This is a genomic window from Pseudomonas sp. GW821-FHT10B02, assembly GCF_059415665.1.
In genome coordinates, this window is the sequence record NZ_JBWKNR010000013.1 from 100,502 (window position 1) to 112,611 (window position 12,110).

Sequence of the window (12,110 nt, forward strand, 5' to 3'; positions counted from 1 at the left end):
TTATTCGCTGGTAAGGGCTTTGACCGGGTCGAGACGGGCGGCTTTGCGCGCCGGCATGAAGCCGAACACCACCCCGGTGACCACTGCGCAGGCAAAGGCGCCGAGCACGGCCGCCAGGGAAAAGGCCACGGCGATGTTGCCAAGCAGCAGCACGCCGCCAATCAGCAAGGCCAGGGCAATGCCGGTAACGCCGCCGACCATCGACAGCAATACCGCCTCGCTGAGGAACTGGCGCAGGATGTCGCGTTGACGGGCGCCAGTGGCCATGCGGATACCAATTTCGCGGGTGCGCTCGCGTACGGTCATGAGCATGATGTTCATCACGCCGATACCGCCGACCAGCAGAGAGATTGCGGCGATGGAGCCCAGCATCAGTGACAGGGTGTTCTGTGTGCGCGCCTCGGCCTGGATCAGGGCGGCGTCGTTGCTCAACTCGAAATCGCGTTTGCCGTGGTGCAGCTTGAGCATCAATCTGTCGATCGCAGCTTCGGTCTCGGCTACCCGTCGCGAGTCGGCCGCGGCGATGGTCACGTACTCCGGGTCGCGGCTGCCGAACAGACGGATCGCCGCCGCGGAGTAGGGCACCACGATGCGCTCGTCACTGTCCTGATCGCCAGAGCTGGCGCCTTTGCCGGCAAGGATGCCGACTACCTGGAAGGGGACGTTCTCTACCAGGATGTACTGACCGATCGGATCAACCTGGGCGCCGAGCAGCTTTTCCTTGACCTTCTGGCCGATCACCGCGACGGCGGCAGCGGCCTGTTCGTCGGCTTCGGTGAAGAAGCTGCCCTGGACCACCGGCCAGTTGAAGATTTCGCAGAAGTAGGTGTTATTGCCGCCGACATAGAATTGCTGGTTGTTGTTGCCGTAGCGCACCATCAATTTGTCGCCGATCACCGGCATGATCATTTTCACCTGGGGCAGGCTGCCGACGGCAGCGACGTCGTCCAGGGTGATGACGCCCGCGGGGTCGCGCAGGGTTGGCGCGCTCCCGCCAAGGTAAAGGATGTTCGAGCCGAATGCGGCCATTTGCGCCATGACCTGGCGCTTGCTGCCTTCGCCGACGGCCAGCATGACCACCACCGAGGCCACGCCGATAACGATACCGAGCAAGGTCAGGGCGGTGCGAAAACGGTTGATCCACATGATCCGCCAGGCCGCTTGCAGGGCTTCGAGCATCTCGCCTTTCCAGGCGCCGCTGTGGGTGGCGCCCTGGTCCAGGCGCTGGCGCAGGTCTTCAGCCTGCAGGCCGGGGGCGCCTACGGGTATGCTGGACTGTGCGTTGGCCGAGTCGCTGACGATCAGGCCGTCACGAATCTCGATGACGCGCTTGGCCCGGGCAGCGACTTCGCGATCGTGAGTGATCAGGATCACCACATGACCCTGGCTGGCCAGTTCATCGAGCAAGGCCATGACTTCGGCGCCGCTCTGGCTGTCGAGGGCACCGGTGGGTTCGTCGGCCAGGATGATATGGCCGCCGTTCATCAACGCACGGGCAATCGACACCCGCTGCTGCTGGCCACCGGAGAGCTGGTGGGGGCGATTGCCGGTGCGGCTGGCAAGCCCCAGGCGATCGAGCAGGGTGCTGGCGCGGGCATGGCGTTCGGCAGCCGGGGTACCGGCATAAATGGCCGGCATCTCGACGTTTTCCTGGGCCGAGCCTGAGGCGATCAAGTGGTAGCCCTGGAACACGAAACCGAAGGCTTCGCGGCGCAACCAGGCCAGCTCGTCGCTGTCCAGCTCGGCGACATCCTTGCCGGCGAACAGGTAGTCACCGGAGGTCGGACGATCCAGGCAACCGAGAATGTTCATCAAGGTCGACTTGCCGGAGCCGGACGCGCCGACAATGGCGACGAACTCGCCCGGGTGGATCGCCAGGCTGATACCTCGCACCACTTCGACCTTCGGGGTGTCGACCCCGCCGTATGATTTGCGGATGTCACGCAGTTCGATCAGCGGCGTACTCATTCAACCTCCGCTGGCGGCAGGTGCGCCGATCAACAGCTGCTCGCCTTCGTTCAAACCTTCAAGCACTTGCACCCGCAGGCGGTCGCTTAGCCCGGTGCGTACCCGGCGTTGCTCGATCTTGCCGCTGGCATCAAGCACCTGGGCAATGCGCAGGTTTTCGTCGCTGGCATCTTCATCCAGTGCGGCCACCGGTACGGTCAGCACCTTGCTGGCGCGGCCGGCAACGAAAAACACCTGGGTGGTCATTTCCGCCATCAAGGCGTTATCGGGGTTGTCCACGTCCAGCAGCACGGTGTACAGCACCACTTTGCTTGCCGAGCCTGTGCCGCTGGCACTGGCCGGGCTGCCACCACCCTGGCTGGACTGGTCCAGGGGCTTGGGGGGGACCGGCAGGATCTGGCGTACAGTACTGGTCCAGCGGCGCTTGCCGCCCGCCAGGGTTGTGAAATAGGCCGCCATGCCCGGTTTGACATGACCGATGTCGGCTTCCGATACCTGTGCCCAGACGGTCATCGGCGACAGTTTGGCGATGCGCAGGATCAAGGGTGTCTGTTGCTGGGCGTTGAGGGTCTGGCCTTCGCGCGCATCCACGGCGACTACGGTCCCGGACATCGGTGCATAGATACGCGTGTAGCCAAGTTCGGCCTCATCGCTGCGCAGGCTGGCCTGGGCCTGGCGGATCTGCGCGCGGTACATGTCGATGCGGGCCTGGGTAACTTTCAACTGAGCCTGGGCGCTTTGCACATCTTCCTCGCGGGTGGCGCCGCCGGCGGCCAGGTTGCGCTGGCGTTTGTATTGTTGTTCGGCGAGCTGGTACTGGGCGTGCTGTTCAGCCAGCTGGGCCTTGAGGTTGTCGATCGAGAAGCGCCCGGCATCGAGTCTGGCCTGTTGGGTCGAGGGGTCGATTTCGACCAGCAGTTGCCCCGCCTTGACCTGGTCGCCGACCTCCACATGCAGTTTGCGGATCTGCCCTGAGGCCTGGGCACCAACGTCCACGTAGCGCCGCGGTTGCAAGGTGCCCAGCGCGGTGACGCTGCTTTCGATATCGTTGCGCGTCACACTGACGGTGCTGAGCGGGTCGCCACTAGCGGGCAGGGTTTTCCAGGCGAGCAGGGCACTCAGGCTGAGCAGGCCGAGGCCACAAAACAGCAGGCGGCGTTTGTTTGAAGGACGTCTCATGCAGGGTTCCAGCCAAAGGGGTTGAGCCGTGGGTCACGCTGCTAGACAAACACGACAGACACGGGCGGCTCCCAGGTAAACGAGAGACTGGCGGCGGAATTTACCGTGGCTATCGAGGTTCAGCAGGTGATCTGGCGGGGGCCGGCAGCAGACCCGCGCGCTTGATCTTGCTGAGAATAATTATAATTTGTATTATTCCAATCTGCCATCATTCAACTCCGCTCACCCAGAGCCGGGAAAACCCCGCGACGCCGCGGCCAGGTGCTGTGTTGGAAAACTACTATCGCGAACTGGTGAGTTTCCTCTGCGCCCGCCTGGGTAACCGTCAGGCGGCTGAAGACGTCGCCCATGATGCCTACACCCGCGTGCTGGAGCGCACGGCCGATAGCGACATCGAGCATCCGCGGGCTTTCCTCTATCGTACGGCCCTGAACCTGGTGATCGATGGCCATCGCCGGGGCCTGTTGCGCCAGGCCGAGCCACTGGAAGTGCTCGATAGTGACGAACGCTTCTTTTCTCCGGCACCGTCCCAGGAGATGGAGCTGCGGCAGCGCCTGGAGCTGATGCAGCGTGCCCTCGGTGAATTGAGCAAGCCCTGTCGCGACAGTTTTCTGTTACGCAAGCTCGAGGGTCTGTCACATCAGGAAATCGCCGAACGTCTGGGTATTTCCCGCAGCCTGGTGGAAAAACACATCGTCAATGCGATGAAACACTGTCGTGTGCGCATGCGGCTATGGGAGTCCTGATAGGCGCGCGTTAGTGGGGGAGTGTGAAAATTTCGTTGGGGGCGCGCTTGCTTTCTGCGGATTTCCCAACAACTATCAAGAAAGACCCTATATCTGGCGAAGTGCTCGCCTCCAGCCTGTAGTTGAGTTATTGGCGCAGTTATGGTCAAGGAATGCCACTAACGCTCTCCAGCCTTGGTCATAGACGATGCCAAACAAATCACTGCGGATCCTGATCGCCGACGAGCATCCGATGCAGTTGCTGCAGCTGGAGAAAATCCTCAATGGCATGGGCTACTATCGCATTGCTCCGGTTGAATCGTTTGAAGACCTGCAGCGCCTGGTGTTGAGTGCACTACAGCCATTCAACCTGCTGGTGGGCAACATTGACCTGGCCAGCCATGTCGGGGTCGACCTGGAACGCTTTTGCCGGGGCAGCGCCCAGATCCAGCACGCCCTGCTGTACCAGTCCCAGCACCTGAAAGTGCCGGCCATTCCCAGCGGCCAGCGCGAAGCGGTGAATGTCAGTCTGCCCAAGGTCCCCGACGACGAGACCATGCATACCTTCATGGCGATCATCGATTCGCCGAAAGTCATCGGGCAGTTGCCGGGTGTGTTCGATCGGACATCCCCGGCGGGGCATTCACCGCGACGGATGAGTTTTGCGCCGTCGATTTTTTCCCGTCAATCCTGAACCTTGGCATCAGTTGGCGCACCCTTGTGGTGGGTTTTGCTATCCTCTGGCGTTCGCCCAGGCGCGCCGCAGAGCGCGTCGATGCCCATCGATTGACGGATGCCCTTATGACAGCCACCACGCCCGCGCCAGCGCTACGCCTGACGCGCAGTGACCACAAAACCCTGAGCCTGGCGGCATTGGGCGGCGCGCTGGAAATCTACGATTTCATCATCTTCGTGTTCTTCGCCCTGACCCTCAGCCAGTTGTTCTTCCCGCCACAGATGCCCGAGTGGCTGCGTCTGTTGCAGAGCTTCGGGATCTTTGTCACCGGCTACCTGGCCAGACCCCTGGGCGGGATCCTGATGGCGCACTTTGCCGACCACCTGGGACGCAAGAAGGTCTTCAGCCTGAGTATCCTGATGATGGCCTTGCCGTGCCTGTTGATCGGGGTAATGCCGACCTATGCCGAAATCGGTTATTTCGCCCCGCTGATTCTGCTGGCACTGCGGATTCTCCAGGGGGCGGCGGTAGGCGGCGAAGTGCCCAGTGCCTGGGTGTTCGTTGCCGAGCATGCACCGGTCGGACGGCGCGGCTACGCCCTGGGCTTTCTCCAGGCAGGCCTGACTTTCGGCTATCTGCTTGGCGCCTTGACGGCCACGCTGCTGGCGCAACTGTTCACGCCGCAAGAGATCCTCGACTACGCCTGGCGCTTCCCGTTCCTGTTGGGTGGGGTGTTCGGTGTAATTGGTGTATGGCTGCGCCGCTGGTTGAGCGAGACCCCGGTGTTCCTGGCCTTGCGCGAGCGCCGCGAGCAGCCGGTAGCCTTCCCGCTGCGCACGGTGTTGAGTGAGCACCGGCGGGCGCTGCTTCCTGCTGTGCTGCTGACCTGTGTGCTGACCTCGGCGGTGGTGGTGCTGGTGGTCATCACCCCGACGGTGATGCAACAGCGCTTCGGTATGAGTGCCGGGCACACCTTCGCGTTGAGCAGCATGGGCATCGTCTTTCTCAATGTCGGATGCGTATTGGCCGGACTGTTGGTCGACCGGGTTGGCGCCTGGCGCGCGCTGATGTTCTACAGCCTGCTGCTGCCGCTGGGCATCGGTGCCTTGTATGCGAGCCTGGTGAGTGGTTGGCAGTGGCCTGGGCTGGCCTATGCTCTGGCAGGATTGGCCTGTGGCGTGGTCGGTGTGGTGCCGTCGGTGATGGTCGGGCTGTTCCCGGCGCCGATCCGGGTGTCGGGGATTTCCTTTACCTACAACATCGCCTATGCACTGTGGGCCAGTACCACACCGCTGATGTTGATTGCGTTGATGCCCTGGAGCCCGTGGGTATGCGTAGTTTTCAGTCTGGTCATGGGGGTGGTCGGGCTGTTGACGGCGGTGTATTACGGGGCGCGGGAAACGCTTGGGTTTGAGGACAGGGCGGTACGCTGCTAAAGCCAAACGATGTGCAATAAAAAGCCCCCTGGCCGCAAGGCGAGGGGGCTTTTTGTTGGCTGCTGACTTACATGTTCGGGTAAGTCGGACCACCGGCGCCTTCCGGCGTTACCCAGGTGATGTTCTGCGAAGGGTCCTTGATGTCACAGGTCTTGCAGTGCACGCAGTTCTGGGCGTTGATCTGGAAGCGCTTGCTGCCGTCTTCCTGGGTGACCACTTCGTACACGCCGGCGGGGCAGTAGCGCTGGGCTGGCTCGTCGTACAGCGGCAGGTTGGTGCCGATCGGGATGCTCGCATCGGCCAGTTTCAGGTGGCACGGCTGCTCTTCTTCATGGTTGGTGCTGGAGAGGAACACCGAGCTGAGCTTGTCGAAGCTCAGCTTGCCATCCGGTTTTGGATAGTCGATTTTTTTCGAGTCGGCGGCCAGCTTCAGACAGGCGTAGTCCGGCTTGGTGTCGCGCAGGGTGAACGGCAGCTTGCCGCCGAACCAGTTCTGGTCGACGTAGTTGAACGCCGCACCGAAGATCGGGCCGAACTTGTGCATGGCCGGGCCGAAGTTACGGCTGGCGAACAGTTCTTCATGCAGCCAGCTGGCCTTGAATGCTGTGACGTAGCTGTTGAGCTGGTCGCCGCCTTCGCTGCCGGCCAGCAGGGCGTCGGCCACCGCTTCGGCGGCGAGCATGCCGGACTTCATCGCGGTGTGGCTGCCCTTGATCTTGGCGAAGTTCAGGGTGCCCAGATCGCACCCGATCAGCGCGCCACCGTTGAAGACCATCTTCGGCAGCGAGTTCAGGCCGCCCTTGCTGATGGCGCGGGCGCCGTAGCTGATGCGCTTGCCGCCTTCGAGGTACTGGCTGATCACCGGGTGGTGCTTGAGGCGCTGGAATTCGTCGAACGGCGACAGGTAGGCGTTGGAGTAGGACAGATCGACGATCAAACCCACGACCACCTGGTTGTTTTCCAGGTGATAGAGGAACGATCCACCGGTGTTTTCCTTGGCCATGACATCCAGCGGCCAGCCAGCGGTGTGCACAACCAGACCTTGTTCGTGCTTGGCCGGATCGATTTCCCAGATTTCTTTCAGGCCGATGCCGTAGTGCTGGACGTCGGATTCGTTGTCCAGGTTGAAGCGTTTGATCAGTTGCTTGCCGATGTGGCCACGGCAGCCTTCGGCAAACAGGGTGTACTTGCCGCGCAGCTCCATGCCCGGGGTGTACAGGCCTTCTTTCGGATTGCCTTCACGGTCGACACCCAGGTCGCCGGTGATGATCCCGCGGACTACGCCGTTCTCGTCGAACAGGGCTTCCTGGGCGGCGAAGCCCGGGTAGATCTCGACGCCCAGGTTCTCGGCCTGCTGGGCCAGCCAGCGGCACAGGTTGCCCAGGGAGATGATGTAGTTGCCTTCGTTGTGCATGGTCTTGGGCACGAACAGGTCTGGGACCTTGATCGAGCTGCCAGCATCCTTGAGCACGTAGATATCGTCGCGTTTGACTTCGGTGTTGAGCGGGGCGCCGAGCTCTTTCCAGTCCGGGAACAGTTCGTTCAGGGCGCGCGGTTCGAAAACTGCGCCGGAGAGGATGTGGGCACCGACTTCCGAGCCTTTCTCGACCACGCAGACGCTGATTTCGTTACCGGCTTCGGCGGCCTTCTGCTTCAGTCGGCAGGCGGCGGACAGGCCAGCCGGGCCAGCGCCGACAATGACCACGTCGAATTCCATGTATTCGCGTTCCACAGGTTCTCTCCTACTCAAGGCTCATCGGTTTTTCTTTGTTGGCGGGTGTCAGGCGGTCATTTTTCGCTACGTGTAAGCTGTAGCTCGAGTGATGACGGACTACACCGCTTTCTCTTGGCCGCGCATTATATCTACACCACTCACGGGGTCCAATACAAACGTTTGTTTGAATTTGCCGCAGGCCAGTAAAATCAAAGACGCACGGCGTGAATCTGACCGGTTTGCCGTATTGACCGGATTGGGCGTTACGGTCAAGATACGAGCGGTTTTGCGCTCGCCGTAGGCTGACCGCCGGATGCAGGTGCACCCCTAAAAACCAGGCGAAAAGCAGGGCAGCTGGGCCGCGGGCCGCTTTGTAGTGGAGTTTACACACCACGACAGAAAATGACTCACGGGTTTTGCTGCTGCAAGGTCGAATTGGGACTGCTGGGTCAGGGTTAAATTCTATCGGCTGCAATCGTTTTTAGAGGTGCCCTTGTACCCACGCGCAATCGCCGGGTTTGCCCCAGGCGACATTCTTTTCACCGGAGAGTAACGAGGAATCCATGAAGGTTCTTGTAGCTGTCAAACGAGTGGTCGACTATAACGTCAAGGTTCGCGTCAAGGCGGACAACTCCGGCGTCGACCTTGCTAACGTCAAGATGTCCATGAACCCCTTCTGCGAAATCGCCGTAGAAGAAGCCGTACGCCTGAAAGAAAAGGGCGTTGCGAGCGAGATCGTCGTCGTTACCGTCGGCCCGGCCACTGCCCAGGAGCAACTGCGTACTGCCCTGGCACTGGGTGCCGACCGTGCCGTGCTGGTCGAGTCCGCTGAAGAGCTGACCTCGCTGGCCGTGGCCAAACTGCTCAAGGCTGTGGTCGACAAAGAACAGCCGCAGCTGGTGATCCTTGGCAAGCAAGCGATCGACAGTGACAACAACCAGACCGGCCAGATGCTGGCGGCGCTGAGCGGCTTCGCTCAAGGCACTTTCGCCTCCAAGGTTGAAGTGGCTGGCGACAAGGTCAACGTTACCCGTGAAATCGACGGCGGCCTGCAGACCGTTGCGCTGAACCTGCCAGCGATCGTCACCACCGACCTGCGCCTGAACGAGCCGCGCTACGCGTCGCTGCCGAACATCATGAAGGCCAAGAAAAAGCCGCTGGAAACCGTTACTCCAGACGCGCTGGGCGTTTCCACCGCCTCCACCAACAAGACCCTGAAAGTCGAAGCGCCAGCTGCACGCAGCGCGGGTATCAAGGTCAAGTCGGTTGCTGAACTGGTCGAGAAACTGAAGAACGAGGCGAAGGTAATCTAAATGACTATCCTGGTTATCGCTGAACACGAAAACGGTGCCGTTGCCCCGGCCACCCTGAACACTGTTGCTGCTGCCGCCAAAATCGGTGGCGACATCCACGTGCTGGTCTCTGGCCAGAATGTCGGTGGCGTTGCTGAAGCTGCAGCCAAGATCGCTGGCGTTGCCAAGGTGCTGGTTGCCGATAACGCCGCTTACGCGCACCAACTGCCGGAAAACGTCGCGCCGCTGGTAGCCGAGCTGGGCAAGGGCTACAGCCACGTGCTGGCACCTGCTACCTCCAACGGCAAGAACATCCTGCCACGCGTTGCTGCGCTGCTGGACGTTGACCAGATCTCCGAGATCATCTCGGTGGAATCGGCTGACACCTTCAAGCGTCCGATCTATGCCGGTAACGCCATTGCCACCGTGCAATCGAATGCTGCCGTCAAAGTCATCACCGTACGCTCCACCGGCTTTGATGCCGTTGCAGCTGAAGGTGGTTCGGCTGCAGTTGAAGCTGTTGCTGCTGCTCACGACGCTGGCAAATCGGCGTTCGTTGGCGAAGAACTGGCCAAGTCCGATCGTCCAGAACTGACCGCTGCCAAGATCGTCGTCTCGGGCGGGCGTGGCATGCAGAACGGTGATAACTTCAAACACCTGTACGCCCTGGCCGACAAGCTGGGCGCCGCAGTGGGTGCTTCGCGCGCCGCGGTTGACGCCGGTTTCGTACCGAACGACATGCAGGTCGGCCAGACCGGCAAGATCGTTGCGCCACAGCTGTACATTGCCGTCGGTATCTCCGGCGCGATCCAGCACCTGGCTGGTATGAAAGACTCCAAAGTGATCGTTGCGATCAACAAGGACGAAGAAGCGCCAATCTTCCAGGTGGCCGATTACGGCCTGGTCGCTGACCTGTTCGAAGCCATCCCTGAGCTGGAGAAGCTGGTTTAATCCAGCCGCTTCACTTATAAAAGAGCCCGATCCGTTCGGGCTGTGCAGGCCTGCCTTGCACAGCTCGATCGATCGGGCTTTTTCATTCAGGGTACAAAGCGTAGGGAGGGGTTGCATGGGATGGCATGGCCGGATCAACACGGCGCTGGTGTTCGCTACGCTGCTGACGCCGTTGTCGGTGTGGGCCGTGGGTAAATGTGAGCGGCTGGTGGCTACCGGCAGCCCTGACGCTCCGCCTTATTCCTGGCGCGATCCGCAAGACCCCAAACACCTGATCGGCGCCAACGTCGACCTGTTCAGGCAGGTCGCCGGCGAGTTGGGTCTGAAGGTTGAAGTGCTGGATAGCGGAACGCGCAACCAGGCGCTGGAAGAGGTGCGCAGCGGTCGAGTGGATTTGCTGATCGATTCGCCCTTCGCCGTGGCTGAGCTCACTACGGTGGATTATGTACACCCGTCGTTGCTGAGCAACGAATACGTGGTCTGGACCCGCCACGATTCATCACTGGTCTACGACACCTTGTCCGATCTGCGCGAGCATCAGGGCAGTGTTTCGGAAAAAGCGCGCCTTACCCCCGAATTCTCTGCCTACGCCAAGAGTCAGTTGCGGCTTGCTCCAGCGCAGAATCTGACCCAGGCGTTCCAGAAGCTGTTGCTGGGCCAGGTCGACTACGTGCTGGCTGGACGCTATGCCGGTATGGCCATGGCCCAGACCCTGGGCATGAGCAATGCGTTGATCGCCCGCGGCTTGCCTCTGGATCGCCCTGGACTGTATTTGGCGCTTTCGCATAATTCGGCATGCAATGACGCCTGGTTGCGCGGACAACTGGCAAAAAAGCTGACAGAATTGCCGGCCTCCGGCGTGTCCCAGGCGGTACTGCAACGCAATGTCGAGCGCTGGAAGGCGCAGATGCAGGTACCGCTGGATGCCCCTAAACAGTAGGAAGATTGTGTGAGAACTCATTCACTATTCGCCGCCCTGGCGCTGCTGGCCCTGGCTGGATGCGCCAATGATCCGGCCCCCAATGAACAGCTGCGCCTGTCCGAGCAGGCGCTGGCGCAGGCCAAGGCCGTCGGTGCGACCGATGAAGTGGCAGAGCTGAAGCTGGCGGAAGACAAAATGGCCCGGGCCCAGGTCAATATGAACCATGAGGCCTATCGCGATGCACGCATGCGCGCCGAACAGGCCGAGCTCGACGCGCGCCTGGCCGAGGCGCGGGTGTTGACCAGCAAAAGCAAAGAGCAGCTCGACCTGCTGCAATCGCGGGTCAATCGCCTGCGTAAACAGTTGGGAGAACAGCCGTGAGTTCGATCAAACCTATGGCAGCCTTGCTGCTGCTCGGGCTCGTCGGTCTGCAGGGTTGCGCCAGTCAGCGCAGCGAGACGGCACTGGATGAAGCGACGGCCAAATTCCAGACGGTCAAGGACGATTCCGATGTGTTGCGCAGTGCGCCGCGCGATGTCATTCGAGCAGGTGAGTCGCTGGCGCGGGCCGACCGGCTGTCCAGCTACTTCGGAACCGGTGCCGATGTGCGCCACTACGCCTACCTGAGCCAGCGCTACAGTGATATTGCCCGTGAGCACAGCAATCTGGTGCTCAACCAGGAGCGTCTGGCCAAGCTTGAGCTCGAGCGTCAACGCCTGCAGCTGGCGCTGCGTGAGGCCAAGCTTGCCAGTGTGCAGCAGCAGGGCAAGTGGCTGGAGGCGCAGATTGTCAGTCTGGCCACCACCCAGAGCGATCGCGGCCTGGTCATGACGTTGGGTGATGTGCTGTTCGACACCGGTCGCGCCGAGTTGAAGAATTCGGCCAATCGAACCGTGCTCAAGCTGGTGCAGTTCCTGCAGCTCAACCCCAAGCGTGTCGTGCGTATCGAGGGTTACACCGACAGCACGGGTGCTGCGGAGGACAACCTCAAGTTGTCCCGCGACCGGGCGCAGGCGGTGGCCGATATGCTGGTCGACCTGGGGGTCGACGAAAAGCGCATTCAGGTCGAAGGCTATGGCGACCAGTACCCGGTCGAAGCCAATGCTTCGGAGCGGGGCAGGGCGCAGAACCGTCGCGTCGAGATCGTCTTTTCCGACGAAAAGGGCAAGCTTGGCGCCGCGCGCTAAGGTCCTCTGAAAAACCCGGTGAGTACCGCTCACCGGGTTTTTTTATGGGCGTCGGAAAGT

11 protein-coding genes are annotated in these 12,110 nt (G+C 61.3%); 8 read left to right on the forward strand and 3 right to left on the reverse strand.

Translation table 11 applies throughout. From position 1 onward, the window contains the following. Nucleotides 1–1,968, reverse strand: a complete 1,968-nt coding sequence (locus AC07OF_RS19630; protein ID WP_157193397.1) for a MacB family efflux pump subunit — start codon at nucleotides 1,966–1,968, stop codon at nucleotides 1–3. After that, nucleotides 1,969–3,147 carry an efflux RND transporter periplasmic adaptor subunit gene (locus tag AC07OF_RS19635; RefSeq protein ID WP_157193396.1) on the reverse strand — a complete coding sequence of 393 codons (1,179 nt, stop codon included), beginning with the start codon at nucleotides 3,145–3,147 and terminating at the stop codon, nucleotides 1,969–1,971. A 269-nt stretch (nucleotides 3,148–3,416) separates the two neighbouring features. Between AC07OF_RS19635 and AC07OF_RS19640 the strand changes: the two genes are divergently transcribed. The 3 genes from AC07OF_RS19640 to AC07OF_RS19650 all read left to right on the forward strand — a co-directional run bounded on the left by AC07OF_RS19640 (nucleotide 3,417) and on the right by AC07OF_RS19650 (nucleotide 5,984). Further along, complete coding sequence (locus AC07OF_RS19640) at nucleotides 3,417–3,893, forward strand: sigma-70 family RNA polymerase sigma factor (RefSeq protein ID WP_157193395.1); 477 nt, start codon at nucleotides 3,417–3,419, stop codon at nucleotides 3,891–3,893. A gap of 187 nt (nucleotides 3,894–4,080) precedes the next feature. Next, nucleotides 4,081–4,566, forward strand: a complete 486-nt coding sequence (locus tag AC07OF_RS19645; protein WP_157193394.1) for a histidine kinase — start codon at nucleotides 4,081–4,083, stop codon at nucleotides 4,564–4,566. A gap of 107 nt (nucleotides 4,567–4,673) precedes the next feature. Then, nucleotides 4,674–5,984, forward strand: a complete 1,311-nt coding sequence (locus tag AC07OF_RS19650) for an MFS transporter (protein WP_157193393.1) — start codon at nucleotides 4,674–4,676, stop codon at nucleotides 5,982–5,984. Between the two features lie 67 nt (nucleotides 5,985–6,051). On the opposite strand, the gene AC07OF_RS19655 is transcribed toward AC07OF_RS19650, so the two are convergent. Then, the gene (locus AC07OF_RS19655; RefSeq protein ID WP_157193392.1) at nucleotides 6,052–7,716 is read right to left on the reverse strand and encodes an electron transfer flavoprotein-ubiquinone oxidoreductase; all 1,665 of its coding nucleotides are present in this window, start codon (nucleotides 7,714–7,716) and stop codon (nucleotides 6,052–6,054) included. 545 nt (nucleotides 7,717–8,261) lie between these two features. Here AC07OF_RS19655 and AC07OF_RS19660 point away from each other — a divergent pair. The 5 genes from AC07OF_RS19660 to AC07OF_RS19680 all read left to right on the forward strand — a co-directional run bounded on the left by AC07OF_RS19660 (nucleotide 8,262) and on the right by AC07OF_RS19680 (nucleotide 12,050). Continuing rightward, nucleotides 8,262–9,011 carry an electron transfer flavoprotein subunit beta/FixA family protein gene (locus tag AC07OF_RS19660; protein WP_107025481.1) on the forward strand — a complete coding sequence of 250 codons (750 nt, stop codon included), beginning with the start codon at nucleotides 8,262–8,264 and terminating at the stop codon, nucleotides 9,009–9,011. After that, entirely contained in the window at nucleotides 9,012–9,941 is a 930-nt protein-coding gene (locus AC07OF_RS19665; protein ID WP_157193391.1) for an electron transfer flavoprotein subunit alpha/FixB family protein, read from the forward strand. It abuts the gene before it with no gap. Between the two features lie 115 nt (nucleotides 9,942–10,056). Continuing rightward, the gene (locus AC07OF_RS19670) at nucleotides 10,057–10,881 is read left to right on the forward strand and encodes a substrate-binding periplasmic protein (RefSeq protein ID WP_495073360.1); all 825 of its coding nucleotides are present in this window, start codon (nucleotides 10,057–10,059) and stop codon (nucleotides 10,879–10,881) included. 9 nt (nucleotides 10,882–10,890) lie between these two features. Further along, a complete protein-coding gene (locus AC07OF_RS19675; RefSeq protein ID WP_157193389.1) occupies nucleotides 10,891–11,244 on the forward strand; it encodes a DUF4398 domain-containing protein in 354 nt (117 codons plus the stop codon). Between the two features lie 14 nt (nucleotides 11,245–11,258). Beyond that, the gene (locus AC07OF_RS19680) at nucleotides 11,259–12,050 is read left to right on the forward strand and encodes an OmpA family protein (RefSeq protein ID WP_157194783.1); all 792 of its coding nucleotides are present in this window, start codon (nucleotides 11,259–11,261) and stop codon (nucleotides 12,048–12,050) included. Nucleotides 12,051–12,110: the final 60 nt, after the last annotated feature.

Bases quoted from the DNA above. Each gene is read 5' to 3' on its own strand.
- AC07OF_RS19665 (WP_157193391.1), top strand. From the start codon at position 9,012: ATGACTATCCTGGTTATCGCTGAACACGAAAACGGTGCCGTTGCCCCG.
- AC07OF_RS19635 (WP_157193396.1), bottom strand. From the start codon at position 3,147: ATGAGACGTCCTTCAAACAAACGCCGCCTGCTGTTTTGTGGCCTCGGC.
- AC07OF_RS19670 (WP_495073360.1), top strand. From the start codon at position 10,057: ATGGGATGGCATGGCCGGATCAACACGGCGCTGGTGTTCGCTACGCTG.
- AC07OF_RS19650 (WP_157193393.1), top strand. From the start codon at position 4,674: ATGACAGCCACCACGCCCGCGCCAGCGCTACGCCTGACGCGCAGTGAC.
- AC07OF_RS19660 (WP_107025481.1), top strand. From the start codon at position 8,262: ATGAAGGTTCTTGTAGCTGTCAAACGAGTGGTCGACTATAACGTCAAG.
- AC07OF_RS19630 (WP_157193397.1), bottom strand. From the start codon at position 1,968: ATGAGTACGCCGCTGATCGAACTGCGTGACATCCGCAAATCATACGGC.
- AC07OF_RS19680 (WP_157194783.1), top strand. From the start codon at position 11,259: ATGGCAGCCTTGCTGCTGCTCGGGCTCGTCGGTCTGCAGGGTTGCGCC.
- AC07OF_RS19645 (WP_157193394.1), top strand. From the start codon at position 4,081: ATGCCAAACAAATCACTGCGGATCCTGATCGCCGACGAGCATCCGATG.